The sequence below is a fragment of the Exiguobacterium aurantiacum genome (genome assembly GCF_001766415.1).
Taxonomy (GTDB): domain Bacteria; phylum Bacillota; class Bacilli; order Exiguobacteriales; family Exiguobacteriaceae; genus Exiguobacterium; species Exiguobacterium aurantiacum_A.
In genome coordinates this window covers 125,142-143,148 of the sequence record NZ_MKXO01000006.1, presented here as the reverse complement: position 1 = coordinate 143,148, position 18,007 = coordinate 125,142, and the positions used below count along the sequence as shown (strand labels likewise).

General features: G+C 48.5%; 14 protein-coding genes, 1 rRNA gene, 1 pseudogene and 2 riboswitches. Of the genes and pseudogenes, 6 read left to right on the top strand and 10 right to left on the bottom strand.

The window, feature by feature from the left end; translation table 11 throughout:
* A 16S ribosomal RNA gene (locus BJU60_RS12140) occupies positions 1–150 on the bottom strand; the annotation flags it as partial.
* 333 nt (positions 151–483) lie between these two features.
* Between BJU60_RS12140 and BJU60_RS12135 the strand changes: the two are divergent.
* A pseudogene (locus tag BJU60_RS12135) lies at positions 484–1,317 on the top strand (VanW family protein).
* 20 nt (positions 1,318–1,337) lie between these two features.
* On the opposite strand, the gene BJU60_RS12130 reads toward BJU60_RS12135, so the two are convergent.
* From BJU60_RS12130 to BJU60_RS12105, 6 genes are all read right to left on the bottom strand, one after another.
* Positions 1,338–2,699: an NCS2 family permease gene (locus BJU60_RS12130; protein WP_070329110.1), complete on the bottom strand. Its 1,362-nt coding sequence runs from the start codon at positions 2,697–2,699 to the stop codon at positions 1,338–1,340.
* Positions 2,700–2,787: 88 nt separating this feature from the next.
* Positions 2,788–2,889, bottom strand: a riboswitch (purine riboswitch).
* 133 nt (positions 2,890–3,022) lie between these two features.
* On the bottom strand, positions 3,023–4,546 hold the full coding sequence (gene guaA, locus BJU60_RS12125; RefSeq protein ID WP_070329119.1) for a glutamine-hydrolyzing GMP synthase: 1,524 nt from the start codon (positions 4,544–4,546) through the stop codon (positions 3,023–3,025).
* 111 nt (positions 4,547–4,657) lie between these two features.
* Positions 4,658–4,758: riboswitch (purine riboswitch) on the bottom strand.
* Between the two features lie 41 nt (positions 4,759–4,799).
* Entirely contained in the window at positions 4,800–6,896 is a 2,097-nt protein-coding gene (locus tag BJU60_RS12120) for a transglutaminase domain-containing protein (protein ID WP_070329109.1), read from the bottom strand.
* Complete coding sequence (locus BJU60_RS12115; RefSeq protein WP_070329108.1) at positions 6,893–7,960, bottom strand: DUF58 domain-containing protein; 1,068 nt, start codon at positions 7,958–7,960, stop codon at positions 6,893–6,895. The genes BJU60_RS12120 and BJU60_RS12115 overlap by 4 nt, the downstream gene beginning before the upstream one ends.
* Entirely contained in the window at positions 7,957–8,910 is a 954-nt protein-coding gene (locus BJU60_RS12110) for an AAA family ATPase (protein WP_070329107.1), read from the bottom strand. Before BJU60_RS12110 ends, BJU60_RS12115 begins: the two co-directional genes overlap by 4 nt.
* A gap of 172 nt (positions 8,911–9,082) precedes the next feature.
* The gene (locus tag BJU60_RS12105) at positions 9,083–9,688 is read right to left on the bottom strand and encodes a flavin reductase family protein (RefSeq protein ID WP_070329106.1); all 606 of its coding nucleotides are present in this window, start codon (positions 9,686–9,688) and stop codon (positions 9,083–9,085) included.
* A gap of 264 nt (positions 9,689–9,952) precedes the next feature.
* Between BJU60_RS12105 and BJU60_RS12100 the strand changes: the two genes are divergently transcribed.
* Positions 9,953–11,791 carry an ATP-binding protein gene (locus BJU60_RS12100; RefSeq protein ID WP_236633572.1) on the top strand — a complete coding sequence of 613 codons (1,839 nt, stop codon included), beginning with the start codon at positions 9,953–9,955 and terminating at the stop codon, positions 11,789–11,791.
* Between the two features lie 205 nt (positions 11,792–11,996).
* Positions 11,997–12,317 (top strand): hypothetical protein, encoded by a 321-nt coding sequence (locus BJU60_RS12095; RefSeq protein WP_131466578.1) that lies wholly within the window; start codon positions 11,997–11,999, stop codon positions 12,315–12,317.
* 60 nt (positions 12,318–12,377) lie between these two features.
* Here BJU60_RS12095 and BJU60_RS12090 read toward each other — a convergent pair whose 3' ends face one another.
* Positions 12,378–13,640 carry a helix-turn-helix domain-containing protein gene (locus tag BJU60_RS12090; protein WP_070329104.1) on the bottom strand — a complete coding sequence of 421 codons (1,263 nt, stop codon included), beginning with the start codon at positions 13,638–13,640 and terminating at the stop codon, positions 12,378–12,380.
* Positions 13,641–13,905: 265 nt separating this feature from the next.
* On the opposite strand from BJU60_RS12090, the gene BJU60_RS12085 reads away from it, so the two are divergent.
* The 3 genes from BJU60_RS12085 (at position 13,906) to BJU60_RS12075 (ending at position 16,500) form a co-directional block, all read left to right on the top strand.
* On the top strand, positions 13,906–14,583 hold the full coding sequence (locus tag BJU60_RS12085; RefSeq protein WP_070329103.1) for a hypothetical protein: 678 nt from the start codon (positions 13,906–13,908) through the stop codon (positions 14,581–14,583).
* A gap of 64 nt (positions 14,584–14,647) precedes the next feature.
* Positions 14,648–14,899 carry a hypothetical protein gene (locus BJU60_RS12080; protein WP_070329102.1) on the top strand — a complete coding sequence of 84 codons (252 nt, stop codon included), beginning with the start codon at positions 14,648–14,650 and terminating at the stop codon, positions 14,897–14,899.
* Positions 14,900–15,171: 272 nt separating this feature from the next.
* Positions 15,172–16,500: an N-acetylmuramoyl-L-alanine amidase gene (locus BJU60_RS12075; protein WP_254281700.1), complete on the top strand. Its 1,329-nt coding sequence runs from the start codon at positions 15,172–15,174 to the stop codon at positions 16,498–16,500.
* Between the two features lie 35 nt (positions 16,501–16,535).
* Here BJU60_RS12075 and BJU60_RS12070 read toward each other — a convergent pair whose 3' ends face one another.
* Both BJU60_RS12070 and BJU60_RS12065 read right to left on the bottom strand, forming a co-directional pair.
* Positions 16,536–17,066, bottom strand: a complete 531-nt coding sequence (locus BJU60_RS12070; protein ID WP_254281699.1) for a GNAT family N-acetyltransferase — start codon at positions 17,064–17,066, stop codon at positions 16,536–16,538.
* Between the two features lie 16 nt (positions 17,067–17,082).
* Positions 17,083–17,934: a CPBP family intramembrane glutamic endopeptidase gene (locus BJU60_RS12065; RefSeq protein WP_070329099.1), complete on the bottom strand. Its 852-nt coding sequence runs from the start codon at positions 17,932–17,934 to the stop codon at positions 17,083–17,085.
* Positions 17,935–18,007 lie beyond the last annotated feature (73 nt).

Below are 18,007 nucleotides of genomic sequence, written 5' to 3'. Positions count from 1 at the left end.
GAGGGCAGGTTCTTTACGTGTTACTCACCCGTCCGCCGCTCATTCCGTCGACTTCCCCCCGAAGGGTTCCGTCGATTTCCTGCGCTCGACTTGCATGTATTAGGCACGCCGCCAGCGTTCGTCCTGAGCCAGGATCAAACTCTCCAAAGAATTTGATATAGCTCTTGAAAATGACGAAGCTTGCGCTTCAATCAAAACTTGTAAAACTTTTTTTGCCTCATCGTTCAGTTTTCAAAGTTCGTCTGCCGCGCTTAGCGACTAAATGATAATAACATTTCATTTTAAATCATGTCAACAACTTTTTTCTCGTTTCCGAAAGCGTTGTTGGCAACAGAGATAACTATATCATCCTCCAAACTGCCTGGCAAGCATTATTCTAAAAAAACTTTAGAAAAATTTCTCTTCTCTTTTTCATTAAAGAAGGAATCACTCTCCGCTACTCGAATACGTCCCCTATACTCATTCACAGAAGGTGGCCACAACATGCAGCAACCCCAACCAAAACATAGGTCGCCCCTACGTATCTAGGCTGGGACACAAGCATATACGCTCAAGCGAAGTCTCGAATGGATGACAGACGAGAAGCACTATGCGTCCACTAAAAGTAAAGCGCCGTTACCTCATTTGATCTACACCCATCGCACACCTTTATACAGAAGACTCCGTGATGTCGATATGGAAATGCAACGAAACAAAGTGATCAACCTGCACATCGCAATTAAGCAACTTAACAACTTGATCGTCCACCCTGGTGAAGTATTATCTTACTGGAAATCAATCGGGCGGCCGACGAAACGGAAAGGATATGTCGACGGCATGATCCTTCACTACGGCAAAGTCACTACCGGTGTCGGGGGCGGCCTATGTCAACTTTCGAATTTGATTTACTGGATCACACCGCACAGCCCACTCACCGTCACCGAACGTTATCGGCACAGTTACGATGTATTCCCGGACTCTAGACGCGACCAACCGTTCGGCAGCGGGGCGACATGTTCATACAATTATCTCGATCTGCAAATTACGAATCAGACAACCCAAACGTATCAATTGCTTCTATATATAGAAGGAGATGAACTTGTCGGCGAATGGCGGTCCGACATCCCGCCGGCCGTCAGTTATAGAATATACGAACAAAACCACCATTTCACAAAGGAATGGTGGGGCGGTACAATCCGGAACAATCAAATTTTCCGAGAAGTCATTTCACAGGACGGGACACTGCTACGTAACGAGTTCATCACCGAAAGCCATGCCTTGACGATGTATGACCCGTTCCTGCCAGAGAATACCGTATACAAAAAGGCCGACTCTTGATCGAGTCGGCCTTAGTCACATTATGCGTGCGGTAAGAACATGAAGTAAGCAAGGAAGATGACGAGCATCCCGTACATGATTGGATGAATTTCTTTCGTCTTCCCTTTCGCGATCATCATGAGCGGATAAAGGATAAACCCAAGTCCAATCCCAGTAGCAATCGATGAAGTGAGCGGCATCATGATAATCGTCAAGAATGCCGGAACTGCGATTTCGATTTTTTTCCAATCGATATCGAGGAGAGCTGAGGCCATCAACACACCAACGATGATGAGTGCCGGTGCCGTAACCGGTGCCGTGACGACTGCTAAGAGTGGTGAGAAGAACAACGCTAACCCGAAGAAGAGACCCGCGAACACAGCAGTCAACCCTGTACGACCACCCGCCGCTACACCCGCTGACGATTCGACGTAAGACGTCGCTGTCGACGTACCGAAGATCGCACCTGCAACCGTCGCAGTCGAATCCGCCATGAGCGCCTTACTCGCACGCGGCACTTTGTTTTCTTTCATGATTCCAGCTTGACGCGCAACAGCAACGAGCGTTCCTGCCGTATCAAAGAAGTCGATGAAGAAGAACGTCAAGATGACGATGAGCATTTGAAGCGTGAAAACATCACCGAAGTTGATGAATGCTTGGCCGAACGTCGAAGACATGCTTGGCGGCATCGATACAACATCTGAAATTGCAGTCGGTGTCGGCACGAGACCAAAAATCATTCCTGCGATGGCTGTCAACAACATCCCAATGAAAATTCCACCCTTGATGTCTCGAGCCATCAACAATGCACTGACGACGAGACCGAATACCGCGAGAAGCGTAGTTCCTGTCCCGAGCGACCCAAGGCCGACAAGTGTCGCTTCGTTCGCAACAACAATCCCTGCATTTTTCAAGCCGATGAAGGCGATGAAGAAACCAATCCCTGCCGCCACCGCCATTTTAAGCGGAGCCGGAATCGCGTTAACGACCGTCTCACGAATACCTGAGAGCGTCAAAGCGATAAAGAACAATCCTGAGACGAGAACACCCGAGAGCGCCGTCTGCCACGGGATGCCCATCCCGATGACGACACTGTAGGCGAAGAAGGCGTTAAGCCCCATACCTGGCGCGATGGCGATCGGGTAGTTGGCGAATAGCCCCATCGTGACCGATCCAATAAGTGCGACGAGACCGGTTGCCACGAAGACGGCACCCATGTCCATCCCAGCAGCCCCGAGCACGTTCGGGTTGACGAACAAGATGTACGCCATCGCGAGGAATGTCGTGAATCCTGCGACGAGTTCGGTTTTCACGTTCGTTCCAAGTTCTTTCAACTGGAAGTGACGTTCGATCCGGCTTTCTGACGGTTGATGTTTCGGTTCTTGCTTGAGCTGTGTGCTCATTGGTTTTCCTCCTTGGCTCGCCGTAAAACGAGAAAGGTCCCCGATCAATGACCGAGGACCCCACGCGAAACATACAGGGACAGACGTCCCCTTATATATGTCTCGCCGTAGTGAAATCATTTAAGGTGATTTCGTAGAGACTCTCGGGCCATATTCCCGATATTATACGGCAAAATTTAATTTGATTGTTCGGATATGAATAAGAACGTTTTTATCTTATCAGCGTTAAAATTGAATGTCAACAAAATGACGGATTTTATTAATATTTTTTCGTTAAATGTTCGGAATTAGACAAAAGCAGAGGGATTCCCCTCTGCTCAAGTTTATTCCCACTCGATTGTCGCTGGTGGCTTCGATGTGATGTCGTACAGGACACGGTTGACGTGACTGACTTCATTGACGATTCGAACTGAAATCTTTTCAAGCACGTCCCACGGGATACGCGCCCAATCCGATGTCATCCCGTCAATCGACGTTACGGCACGAACGCCGACCGCATAGTCGTACGTCCGCTCGTCGCCCATGACCCCGACCGAACGGATCGGTGTGAGGACAGTGAAGTACTGCCAGATATCGCGTTCGAGTCCAGCCTTCTTCACTTCTTCGCGAAGGATCGCATCCGACTCGCGGACGATTTCAAGCTTCTCTTCCGTGATCTCACCGAGGACGCGAATGCCAAGACCCGGTCCCGGGAACGGCTGACGCCAAACGATGTATTCAGGAAGGCCGAGTTCGGTCCCAAGTTCCCGTACTTCATCTTTAAATAGCGTGTTGAGCGGCTCGATTAACGTGAAGTTCATATCTTCAGGCAGGCCACCGACGTTATGGTGCGACTTGATCGTCTGCGCCGTGTCGGTACCGCTCTCGATGATATCCGTGTAAAGCGTCCCTTGGGCAAGGAAGTCCATATCGACGAGTTGAGACGCTTCTTCGTCAAACACGTAAATGAACTCATTGCCGATAATTTTCCGCTTCTGTTCCGGATCCGAGACGCCGGCTAGTTTCGCCATGAAGCGTTCTTGCGCGTCGATTTTGATGACTTTCATGTTGAATCCGTCCGCGAACGTCTTCATGACGCTATCCGCCTCATTCTTACGGAGCAAACCATGATCGACGAACATACACGTCAACTGGTCCCCGATCGCACGATGGACGAGCGCTGCGACGACAGATGAGTCGACACCGCCAGACAAGGCGCAGAGGACTTGTTTATCGCCGACGATCTCACGGATCTTCTCGACTTCGATGTCGATAAAGTTCTCCATCGACCACTCGCCTTTGGCACCACACACTTCATAGATGAAGTTTTTCAAGATGTCGTTGCCGTACTCCGAGTGACGTACTTCCGGATGGTACTGGACACCATACATTTTGAGGTCGTCGTTTTTGATCGAGGCGACCGGGCAAGACGGGTTCGTCCCATCGACGATGAACCCTTCCGGTGCTTCCATGACGAGGTCACCGTGGCTCATCCACACCGTGTGCTCAACCGGCAAGCCTGTGTAAAGGGCAGATGCTTCAGGTGTCGAGAACAGCGTCGCTTTCCCATACTCGCGATGGGCCGCACGTTCGACGCGTCCACCGAAGTGATGCGTCATGAGCTGCATGCCGTAACAGATCCCAAAGATCGGGATACCGAGTTCAAAGATTTCTGGATCGCAGCGGTACGCACCTTCCGCGTAAACGCTGTTCGGTCCGCCCGAGAAGATAATACCGGCCGGGGCAAGTTCACGAATCTCGGCAGCGGTCATCTTATGGGAATGAAGCTCACTGTACACCCCAAGGTCACGCACTCGGCGTGTGATCAACTGATTGTATTGTCCTCCAAAGTCGAGCACCAAAATCATTTCTTGTTCTATCTTCACAAAACCTCCACCTTTCTGCCTTCATCTCAAAAAAAGAGCGAGCCTCTCCCACGGATTCACCAAACCGAAGAAGAAGCACGCCCTTTTTTCTGTATACGAAACGTGCTCCTTCATAGTCGGTCCATTTACGGTGGTCCGGTAGAGACTCTCGCGCCAATTCGCGAGTATATACGAAGGAATGCTTTGTTCAATTGTCTAACTAATGCGTCTATCTTACTGTATGCACCCGTTCACTTCAACTCATAATTCGGCGAATCATGATTTTCCAATATTCTTTATATTTTGAATTCGGAGTTTGATCGGCGTAAAGGCTCTGTTCGAACAAGCGCGTCAGGCGCGTCATTTCGTCCGATTCGTAGTACGCATCGACTTCGGCCGCGAGCTCGGACGGCGTCCGGCCCTCAACTTTAAATCCGGCGCCGCGAAGCCGTTTCACGAGATAACGATGCATCGCCACGAGCCGTGGTTCATTGAGCGGACGTCTCGTCCACCAGAGGACCATAATCAACCGTTCGAGTGACTTACGGTTCCAGACGAGCAAGGCAACTGCGAACACGATGAGTACCCAAGCCCAAACCGGTATGTTCCACGACTCGACCGCCGTCTCGCCTGTCGCGACGTCGTCGAGCGCCAAGTCTTCTTGCGGACGGTTCGTCTGTTGATCGTTTTGGTTCGCCTGAGGGTCGTTCGCCACCGGATCATCTGCTCGGATGTCCGATTCTGTCTCGACTTGCAACAAGTTGGCGTCAGAGAAACTGATCGTCGCCTCGAGCGGCACCCAACCAGCCCCTTCCACGAAATACTCGACCCACGAGTGGGCGTGGCGGTTTCGGACCGTATATTCTTCTTCACCTCGGATGACTCCGCGTGTATCCCCCATCGTAAAGCCTTTCACCCAACGCGTCGGCACACCGTTCGCCCGCAGGAGCACGGCAGCTGACGTCGAGAAGTTATCACAATATCCGACGAGCGTATCGAACAAGAACTGGTCGACATAGTCGGTCTCACCTTCCGGGGTCGCCACATCTTCCGTATCATATTGGAACTCACCTGACCGGAAGAAGGCTTGGATCGCTTGCGCTTGATCGTACGGGTTCTCACTGTCGGCCATAATCTCGACCGCTAAATCACGGACCCGGTCCGGTAGCGTATCCGGCAACTGCAAGTAGGCTCGTTGTTCCTCATCCGTCAACGTCGTCACCGGTTCGTTCAGTTCGAGTTGTTGTTCTGTAAATGCAGGGACGCCGTATCGCAACTGAATCGTCTCCGGCGTCACCTGTCCGTCATTATCAAATACGATTTTTCCGGAAGGTCGAATGTGTATCGTCTCATTCGGGAACGACTCGTCGATGTCTCCGACGAGGAACTCCGTCCCACTCTCCGTCTCTGCCGCCTGCGGGTATTCCCCGCCATACGGGACGAACGACTGGCGTCGGTCAAATCGGAGCAACGCCTGTTCCGGGGTCGTATCGACCTCATCGTCGACGAGTTGCCCCCGGTTATAGTCAGAATCGAGGACAGGGGCTTCGACCCATCCTTTACCCGTGTAAATCTCTTTCGCCTCGATGCGCCAATAGCGGGCAGGCACACCGCGGGCAATGAAGACGATGCCGTCATCTTGTTCGAACGGACCGCCGAGCTGTTCGTCGTTCACGCCATAACCGACGCGGCCGCTCCCTGAACCGCCCTCGTTCAAAGCGTTTTGGAAACTCGTCGTCACCCGATCAGACCAGTCCCCTTCGATTGTCGGAGACACACTGCCAAGTACGATGACGACCGCCGCGAGCAGGCCGATGCTGACGTAACGGACGAACGATTTACTCGGACGCTTCGCCACATCGGTCACGAACAAGAGGAAGAGCGATGCCAAGATGGCGAATAGGATGTTACTTTCACCATCATAGAGCGTCCACGTGTCAAAGTACGCCATCAACCCAAGTGTCGACACGATCATTCCGAGAACGAAGCCGTAGCTCGGATACGTCCGGCCGACCAAGATGGCAAACAAGACACCGATGAGCGCCATCGCCGAGAAGAAAATGGCTTCTTCAGGCAGCGCCCCGCTCAATACGCCCGTCAAGTCGTCGAGCCATAGCCCGAACCAGTCGAGCAAACTGCCGTGATAAATGTAGAGGACAGTAAAAAAGTTGAGGACGACGACAGCGATAAAGCCGTACCAAGGGAGCAGGCTCGCAAACATCGGCACGAGCAGCAAAAATAAAAACGGCCAGTTCACATCAAACGTCGTGCTTCCGACGATCGGTTCAACCCAAAATGACAACAAATAAGCGGCCAGCGCCGTATAAACAATTCGCTTCACCCACTCGGTCATGTCGTCACCTCATTCGCCGTATAGAGATGATAGCTGCCTTGGGTCTCATGCATGAGTTCGCGCACCCATTTCGTCTCAAACGGGCTGATCAAAATCAAGTTGCCCGTCTCTTGCGGCAAGTTGCGCTTGACCCGCTCGACGAGACGGCCTTCCGGTTCCGGCGTCGCCGTCAACAGATAATGCCCAAGCTCGGCACTTTGGTCCGGCAAGTGGAACAAGCGGACTTGCTCTTCGATGACGTACAGTTCAAACGGCAAGTTTTTGCGCTCGAGTTGCCGAATCGCCCCGACGAGCAGTGACAGCGAACGTTCGAACGCTTCCTCATGTCCGGCCGAAGTCGACGGCACGAATACGAGCGATAGTTTCTTTTCTTGCTCTTGGTCGAACGTCTTCGTCATCAAGTTGTCTCGACGGGCCGACGCTTTCCAATCAATCCGGCCGATACGGTCTCCGGCCGCATACTCACGGACACCGCTCGTCGTGTTGGCGACTTCGGTATATGTCCGGGTGCGCCGATATTGCTCGCCCCGTCCGCCGACGTGTTCATCGCGCGGCAAATCGAAAGGAAGTTCAGCCGGGGAGACTTCGACGACCGTCTCAATCCGAAGCGTCCGTTTACGGTCGAATAACCCAAAGACGTCACGCACGTGAAAAAGCGTCCGGTCAAACACATGAATACCACGTTTAATGTGCTCCACTTCATAATGGACCGTCTCACTGCGTCGAAAGAAACGATCGACCGGGGTCACGATCGGATCCGTCACTTCGGCCAAGCGCGGTGGCGGTGTCTCTTCGAGCGTGACGACACCGACGAGGAACGGGTACTTCCGTTCGATTCGAAGTGCCACGTCCATCGTCTGCCCGGAGACGAGACGTTTTGTCGTGACGCGACGAGACACGTTCGCCGCCGTGACCGGATACACCATGAACAACGTCCAGTACACGGTCAAGACGAAAAATGACCACCATAGCGTCGACGCGACGATACTCCCTTCGATGCGAGCGAACGCATAAAGTCCGAATGCCGCCGCCCAGACGAGGAACAGCTTCATCCAATTTTTCATACTTCCTTGACCTCGCGATCCATCGGGACAGGAAGTGTGTCGAGCCACCCTTTGACGAGTTGCTCTGACGTCTTCCCTTTATAGCGCGCTTCCGCCGTCAACAATACCCGGTGCCCGAGCACGCTTCCCGCGAGCGCCTTGACGTCATCCGGTAAGACGAAATCACGGTTATGGATGTATGCCCACGCCTGAGCCGTTTTCATTAGAGCGAGCGTCGCCCGCGGACTTCCGCCGAGGTATGTGAACGGGTCGTTACGCGTCTCATGAATCAAGCGGACAATATACTGCTTGACCGCGCTCGAGACGTGGACGTCGCGTACTTCACGTTGCATCTGTTCCACTTCTTCTTTCGAGATGACACTTTGCAACGCTTCTAGTGGTTCAGCTTTTTCGAAGCGGGTCAACAAGGCAATCTCCTCATTGAATGACGGATAGCCCATCTCGATTTTGAGAAGGAAACGGTCGAGTTGGGCTTCCGGTAACGGGTACGTCCCTTCATGCTCGATCGGGTTTTGGGTCGCCATGACGAAGAACGGCGACGGAAGAATCTTCACTTCGCCGTCAACGGTCACACTGCGCTCCGCCATCGCCTCTAAGAGCGCCGACTGCGTCTTTGGTGACGTCCGGTTGATTTCGTCAGCTAGGACGATGTTGCCCATGAGCGGGCCAGGGCGATATTCAAACTCTTTCGTCTTTTGGTTATACATCGAGATGCCCGTCAAATCGGACGGGAGCATGTCTGGAGTGAATTGAACGCGTTTAAAGTTAAGGTCGATGGCACGGCTGAAGGCACGAACGAGCATCGTCTTCCCGACACCCGGGACATCTTCTAACAGCACGTGACCTCCGGCAAGCAAAGCAGTCAAACTTTTCGCGATGACATCTTCTTTTCCGACGATCACCGTCTCAATGGCGGTGATGATCGATTGAATGGCTGGACGATAAGACATGGCCGACTCCCCTTTTTCTCTTGTTCCTGTCTCTTCCGAAATTCGAATGTTCTGATTTTATTGTGACATATTGAGCCGCTTGAATGAAAGAAATACATCGTACGAATCGGCTTTCCGTTCTTTACCCGAAAACAGGCGCCCTCTCTCCAAAACGAGCGGGCGCCTTCGATATTTATTTAGGTCGTTCAATCTCGAACTGTTCACCGAGTTTGGCATAAAAATCACCAGCCAGACGGCTGACTGGTGCCAATTGCGCTGCGTCGACGCGCCCGGCTTGATACAATTCGGGATCGACATGAAAACGGACGACACGGGCGATTAAAACATCGGCCGTCACTTTTCCGTCATGTTCGATGGGAACGTGATGATGAAGTTTACACTCCATCCGGATCTTCGCTTCTTTGACACCCGGCGTTTCAATGACGTCACTCGGTTCGAGCGTGAACGTCGTCCGATCGAGCTCACTTTCCTCCGGCCCTAGGTTCGCCGCCGTCTCGTTTACGAGTGCGACGTTCGTCTCATCGACGATATGAATCACGAGTTCTTCCGTCGCAACTGCATTCCGAGCCGTATCTTTCATGACGCCATCTTTTCGTTGGATGGACACCGAGACGAGCGGAGGGTTTGACGCGATGATATTAAAGTAACTGAACGGGGCAGCATTGACGATATCACCGTTGCGCGTCGTCACAAAAGCAATCGGCCGCGGGACGATGCTCCCGATTAAAAACTTATACGTGTCTCGTTCAGTCAATGCAGTCGGATCGATTGATAACATAATCCACCTCTTCTTTCATCATATTATTACTTTCAAGCTAGCTGTTCCGAATGGGCGATGTCAAACGTAAACGCATCGGAATGTGTAGGGTTATTAAATTCGGGGTATATCCGTCTAGATGTGTTAATTAGAGAAAAAGAAAATCAGCCGATTTCACAGTACATGAGCAGTTCGGTTTTCAGACGATTTCTCTTTATGTATATTTCGATTATTTGATGAATGAAGTGGAGTGGTTTTCAAAAAAGGAAGGAAGTAGAGCGTATTATGGGCAAGTGGATTGAACAATTGGACAGTCGCCAAATACTCCGTATCTTATACGGAGTATGTATCGCTAGCCTCGTTTTGACCGGGATCGGAGCTTGGGTCGTTCGAGACGGGACAGTCTCGTCAAGCGAACTGATGTCGCTACGTTGGATCTGGGTAGTCGGGTTAGTCATGTTTATCGGAGCTATTTTATTAATCGGGCGACCGCTCATCAAACGGATGGCTGCTCAAAACGAAAACATGCACGCGAAGCAGCAAGAGACGCAACAAGTGCTCGAGGAATCAAAACAAAATGAGACCAAACTACAATCCCGAAACGAATTGATTGAAGTGCTCGCCTCGAAGGAATCGTTATTCGACTATTCTTCAGTCATCGAAAAAATCGTCTTGTTGACCGAAGCAGAATTCGGGGCGTTGATGCTCGTCAAGGACGGAGAAATCCATTCGGTCGTCCCAAATGGAATGACCGAGGAGCAACAAGAGAGCTTAATCGAAAAATCATATTTATTACAACGTACCATGACCTCACAAGCACTCGAGGCGACGTCGAAGAAAATTGCCGACGATGTTCACAACTATCCTTACTATATCCACGAGACGGCCATCCCGGTAAAGGATCCGTCTGATGGCAAGATGATCGGGTGTCTCTACCTCGCTTGTTATGACGAACAGTTCGATGCGAGTGAAAAGTCGGAATTGAACGCGTTCGCGAATCAATTGGCGATTTCCTTGCTACGGACACGCCTTTACAGTCAGATGCAACAAGACCGGAAAGAGACGGCCCAATTGATCAACTCGGTGCGCGAAGCGATTCTCTACTTGAACTATGAAGAACAGACCGTCGTCGGTAACCGGGCTTTCGTGCGCATGTTCGATGAGCTTCAGTTCGAATACAAAGGCTATGAGGAATTGGCCACCGTCTCGATCGATATCGAACAGTTGGCCGAACGCGTCGACCAACGTGAGTTGTTCATCGACTACGTTGAACGCGTCTTCAACCAAGACCCTCCGGTAGACGGACTTTCGATCTCGCTTGACCAGGGGGATTGCTACCTTCAAGTGTACGCGGAAAGTATTTACCGGGACGAGACGCTTCACGGAACGATGCTCGTCTTACGTGATGTGACGGCCGAAACAGAAATCGACCGAATGAAGTCCGAGCTCGTTTCGACCGTGTCTCATGAGTTACGGACGCCGCTGTCATCGATTTACGGGTTCACAGAATTGATGCTCGAACGTAATTTGAAAGACAGCCGCCGTGAATTGTATTTGAAGACGATTCATGACGAGGCGAAACGCCTCTCCTACTTGGTCAGCGACTTCCTCGACCTTCAAAAGATGGAGGCCGGAAAACAGACGTTCGAGTGGGAACATGTCGATTTGTATACACTAGCACGCGACAGCATCACATTCTATCAAGAGACGACCGACCTGCACCACATTCACCTCGACGCCGACTCGGCCCAAGATTTTCATATCGAGGCAGATCTCGCCGGGATGCAACAACTACTCGGCAACTTGCTCAGCAACGCCATCAAATACTCACCAGAAGGCGGCAACGTCCTCGTCTCGCTAGAACGGATCGACGATCAAGTCGTCATAAAAGTACGCGATAACGGAATCGGAATCCCTTCGTCCGCTCTGCCGAACTTATTCGGGAAATTTTATCGTGTCGACAATTCGGATCGTCGTAAAATCGGCGGCACTGGGCTTGGCCTTGCCATCTGTAAAGAAATCACTAAAGCACACGAAGGCCACCTTCATGTCGAATCAGTTTACGGTGAAGGCAGCACGTTCATCTGTGAATTACCGACTTTAAAAGAAGCGATTCATCAATGAACACGATTGGCATTTCAGCCGATCGTGTTTTTTCACCGCTTTTTGCTTTTTAATAAAGGAATCTTTTGGCATAATATAGAAAAACAATAGCAACGGAATAGAACGAGTTCACTCAGTTATACCTACACCAATATTCTTACACGTCTTTTATAGAAAAGAAGTTATACTAAGGAAGAAGAGAGACACACGATTGGAGGTCATGAAGTTGGATCACCAGGACCCACCCGCGTTTTCAGAATTAGGCGACTTTAAACAATGGGGACGTTTTGATTTAAACGTTCCACTTCAAGGTGGACAAACCGAACTCCAGATTGCCGTATCAATCGTGAGAAACCACATCCCGCTTCGCTTAGGTGGTTTCTACATCATCGCGAATGAGGATCATATCCTCCATAGCGGTTCCCACGATTCAAACTTGCAAAAGCACATCATCCACTTGATCCAACAAGTACAGGCAGGGCATGCGGAACAAGAGTCACTTCTCCATGAATCGTTTTGGACGGTCCACTATTTTACTACACCATGAGAGAGACGATTCGGGCGTCTCTTTTTTTATGCATGAAAAAACGCCTCCTTTTGGGAGACGTTATTCGGATTGAGACATAATCGTTATTACTTTTTCGTAGTATTCAGTAGCTAGTTTGTACTTGCCGTTTTCTCTTAGTTCTCGCGCAAGCCAAAGTGCATATTTTTTTGTGTACATGTATTCATCATGGGATTCAAAATATGAGACTGCTTTTTTCAAGCTGAAGATCAGTTTATCTATATTTTTTTCTTTAAAATAATTCAAATATATATCAAAGTGATGATTGAATTCTTCTATTTCTTTTTCTTTTGTCATTAAGTCATATCCTACTGTTAACCATTTCACCACACCTTCTTCGTTACTTTGATCAAAGTTAACTTCAATTAACGATAAAACACTATATAATTTGCTTCGCACATCAATTTTATATTCAAAACTTTCAATAAAATACTGCAAAGCTTTATCTTGCTCCCCAAGCAGAGAATAAATTTCACCCATATTGTTGTAAAGCATTCCATAATAATTCTTTAAATCTGTGGCACTTATCACTTTAATCGCTTTCTGATAATAAGATAATGCATCAGAAAAACGCTTCCTCCTCTTATAGGATAGGCCAATAATTAAATGACATTCTACAATTCTCTCTAAATAAAAATTCTCTTGGAAATAAACGAGTGCAAATTTCACATTTTCGATTGCTTGAATATTATCTGTAAATTTATAGTAAAGCCCCCCCATGATGTAACGGATATCAGCGACTTCCCAATCAGGTATTCCTGAACCCGCTAGTTCTCCGTTTAATTTTTCCACAAGTTCAAAAGCAATCTCTTTCTCATTCTTGTGAAACATCTTTAGGGCCTTTATAATTGTGTATCTTAGCTGATCATCTTTGGTCAACTGGTCTTCAATCCAACCAACCTCTGTAACATATCGCTCATCACCACCAGGCATCATACCAAATCTTGCCAGAGTAACCATTAAAGTAATATACAGAGTCCTCGACTGTTTGACAGCTGGATGTTCTATATATTTTTTAATCATATTTTGCTTATCTTGATCATTACGATTTAAGATTGCTTCTTTTAGCAGACTTCGAATTTCACTTCTTACTTTTTCTACTTGATTGCTAAAGTCAAAATAGAGTGGTACATCCAGATCTAACCTATCAAAAATAAGTTCCAGTACTTCTTCACTAGGAGAAGTTTGATTATTTTCAATTTTACTTAGATAAGAAACTGAACAAATCCCTCGGGCTAAAACGGTTTGTTTCATATTTTTTCTCATTCGCTCTACTTTAATTAGGTTTCCATAGTTATATTCCATTATAAGCAGTAGCCCCTTCGCCCTAATATCAGACAGTTTTTTGTTATCATCCTTCTGTTTCTTTCGAATTTAGGAAAATTTAAACGTTTTGTATCAAAAAACAGGCCTTTCGACTGAAAATTTCCCAACTAGTCACAGTTCGACCGATACACAATTCATGATAAGATTTAACTATAAAAGAGTAATCACTTAAGATAATTTTAGGTACAAAGATTCAACCTTAAAAAATAAAAGGAATCTAAGTCAATGGAGGTGAATACATCATATGGGTAAATTAAACTTTTTACTTGCAGAAGATTACATTAAGCCTAGAATATACTTCCAGCCGAAGCAAACGTCTTCTTTCAAGGCTTCTTATTCCTATACTGACACTAATCAGTTCGAGGGATTAGAACATTTGACCCAATTGTTACGTTCATCTAAAGGCTTTATCCTTAACGCGTTTCAAATTGATTACTATCAGGCTTTACCGAAACTGATTACAAGAACACTTCAAGAAAATCGATCTCATAAAAGGCTATACATTCTTGGGCCTGAACTGTCTCTCTCTATTCTAAAGCGCAGTTCAAAAACCGTCTATGAGAAACATTTTCAAGAGTTCGGCTATATCAACATTGAACAGGATCAACAAAGTGTTGTTAGCCAGTGTCTGTCTTTATTGAAAGAAGGACACATCCTATATATTCTTCCAGAAGCATCAATCTGTTGGCGACCAGAACCGCTCCAACAGTTTGAAAATCAATTTACTCCTCTTTGCAGCACACTGCTCAGTCAAGAAGCCCATGTTCCAATTTTGTCATCTGCTACGACAGAAGAATCTGACAAAGTTAAGCTCTATGAGCCGAACATGCCACAACAATTCATCGGAGATTTTGAATCACGGATTGCACAACAATCTGAAGCAATCTACACATTGCTAGAATCACCACTCTCTGACTACTGAGCAACATCACACTAGGGATCATAGCTTATCCACATAAACCAACACACATCGGAGGAATTTAATCATGAAAAAAGCAACAGGATTCTTTTTTATCGCAGCAGCAATTTTTCTACTAGGAAGTTCGTTTAAACCACTAGCCGAAGAAGCTCCACGTATTACCAAAATCGAAGCTCCAGTTTTAAAATATGCTGAAGAAGCTCCACGAATCACTAAAGTTGAATCACCAATCAGAAAATTTGCTGAAGAAGCTCCACGTATTACTCAAGCGGTAGAAACAACTAAACCCTTTTCTGAAGAGCTTCCACGTCTTATCTAATTTCAAAAAACGTTTCTCATATGAACACCTCAAGAAGTTCGGACTTAAAAGTCCAACTTTCTTGAGGTGTTTTTATAGGTAGATAATTTAGTTTATATTCGTGTCTCTTTTTTTATTCCAAATGCGACTATCGTTCTATTTTTTAAAAAAAGATAAACAATTTACATATTAATCTCCATTTTTTTCTTGTTTACTTATATAATAGCGAAGACATGAAGACGATTTCATTTCATCGTTATTTCAAAGACTCAAGAAAAAGGAGCGAATCACGATTGAACATAGAAAAAACGCCTTGGCATTTAAAACTCTTACTTAGCACATCCCTCGTCTTCACTGGCGCAGCAGTCATCCCGCTCGAGCTTTCACAGACCGGATTTGAATCAACTCGTGTCGAAGCGGCCACTACATATAAAACAACAGCTAATTTAAATCTTCGCCTTAGTGCAGCGACTTGGAGCAAAGTCCTTCTGACAATCCCAGCAGGCGCGACGATCAAATACATAAGCAAGTACGGCTCGTGGTATAAAGTCTCTTATGGTGGCAAGACGGGGTACGTCGCTTCACAGTATGTGAAGCAGACAATCGCTTCGACTATGACGACCAGTTCAACGAAAGCCTATACGACAACCGTCAACTTAAATTTACGAAAAAGTGCTTCGACGAGAGGTACGATTCTGTTGACGATTCCAACAGGGAAACGAGTGACTTATGTCAGCACATACGGTTCATGGTACAAAGTGACGTATGGCGGACAGACCGGTTACGTCTCCTCACAATATTTAAAAGCTTCAAGTCCATCGACAACGACAAGCTCGACGAAAGCTTATACAACGACTGTCAACTTGAACTTGCGGAAGAGTGCCTCGACGACCGGAACGGTATTGCTTACCATCCCATCTGGCCGCAATGTGACTTACCGAGGGACGTATGGCTCGTGGTATAAAGTCTCTTACGGTGGGAAGACCGGCTACGTCGCAGCGCGATATTTGAAAGCGGGCACAACGACGACACCCACTACTTCAACCGGGTCAGGACGCACCGTCGTCATCGATGCCGGTCATGGCGGGAACGATCCGGGTGCGGTTTACGGATCTGTCCAAGAGAAAGTCATTGCACTCGACATCGCTAAGCGCTTGGCGAACACATTATCGAGCACGTACAACTATAACGTCAAAATGACTCGTGCAAACGACGGATACTTGTCGCTCGCCCAACGCGTCTCGTTGACAAAGTCTTATAAAGGGAACGCTTTTGTAAGCGTCCATGCCAACTCGGCACCGAGTACGGCCTACCATGGTCATGAAGTGCTCGTTCCGACGACGGAGAGCTACACGACAAACCCTTATGCCTCGGCGAGTCGTAACTTAGGAGCGGCCATCAATCGTGAACTCGGCGTACGCATCCCGACGATCCGTAACCGTGGCGTGAAGTATCAAAACGTGTATGTCGTCGGAAAGAATACCGTCCCGTCGACGCTTGTCGAATACGGATTTATTGGCAACGCGAACGATCGCGCTCATCTGACGAGTACGACATATCGTCAACGGATGGCTGATGCGACTGCTTCCGGCATTCATCAATTCATGCGTTCATCGAACTAATTCAAAGAGACCCGGCTGAATGTTCAGCTGGGTCTCTATCTGTATTGCGTCACATCACACCGCCAGATTTTATGAGGCGCTCCGAGTCCCCAGTAATGGTCGATCGTGAGTACAGGTGGACCCATCCGTTTTTCCCAGTACGTTTGGGAAGTCGGAAACCCCGCATCGAGATAAAAAATCGGCTGTCCCCTGCTCAACAGCTCGTCCATCACGTTTTTAAGCAAGAAATGACCGACCCCTTGCCGCTGCTCACTCGGCGTCACATAGATGCATCCGACTTCCGGTACGTCCGGCTCGACATCGAGATGTGCCGTGATAATCTCGTTCGGAGGAAGGATAGCCGCTGTTCCAACGATGACGTCGTCTTTTAGCACGACAAACAATTGGACAGTCTCATCATCCAAACTATCTTGAACGGTCGTATTCAAGCGCGCCACTTCCTCGTCCAACAAATCAGCGTCTTCAAACTGTTCCCGGCGGATCAAATCGCTCAGACTCTCCATAAACAAACGCTGGAGCGGTTTGACATCATCTCGTTCAAGCGGACGAAAGTTCAATATTTCCACTTCCCTCTATCCATAATCATACGTTTCCTTCTTTACCCGTGTCTCTGCCTACCGTAACGTTCGGTTGATGCGATCCTTCCACCGCCTCGAGCTGTTCGAGATGGTCATACCCGAAATGTCCGTGCGTCTTCCAGACGAGCACGATTGCCGTCGTGAACAACAAGAGCGTCAAATAAAGAAAACCGATTGAGACCTGCCCCGGCTCGATCAAGGGGACGAGGGCAAACGAGACGTTAAACGTCGTATGCAGTAAAAAGGCCGCCCATAAGTTCATCGTCGTGACGTTATATAACCACGAGATGATCAACGTAAACGATAGAATGGCAACGGCGTAAGCCCAAAACGGGAGGGATGCCTGGCCGGTGCCCGTCATCAAGAAGAGCGGAATATGCCAAACCGCCCACACCACGCCGACGAACAGGCTCGCCTGGAGCGGCGTCTTGTTGAGTTGCAACGCGTCGAGCAAATACCCGCGCCAACCATACTCTTGTTGAATCGTTCCCCCGAGAAATAACATGTAGAGAAAGTACGGGATGACGAGCCAAGGTTCGTTCAGCAGTAACGCACCGCTCGCATCGGTCAGCCAGTACGCGAGGACAAACAAGAACGGGATGAGCAACAGCCCGAACGCATAGTACTTACCAGCCATCCGCCACTCGAAGCCTCGCTTCCACAGTGTCCGCACCCCACTCCATCCGTTTTCTCGAAACGCCATATAACCGCCGGCCACGCTCGGTCCGAACGAACCGATCAAGACGGTCGCTAGAATCGGCAGGCTTGTCCACGTATAGAGCCCCCACCAGCTTAACCATGAGAACGCGAACGCGATGATGATAAACGTTATGACTTCTTTTCGTGTCGGGATCATGCGCTCCGCCTCCTTTTATATGTAGTTTACCCACTCTAGAAGCGACTTGCCTACTTCACCGGCAAAATATTTT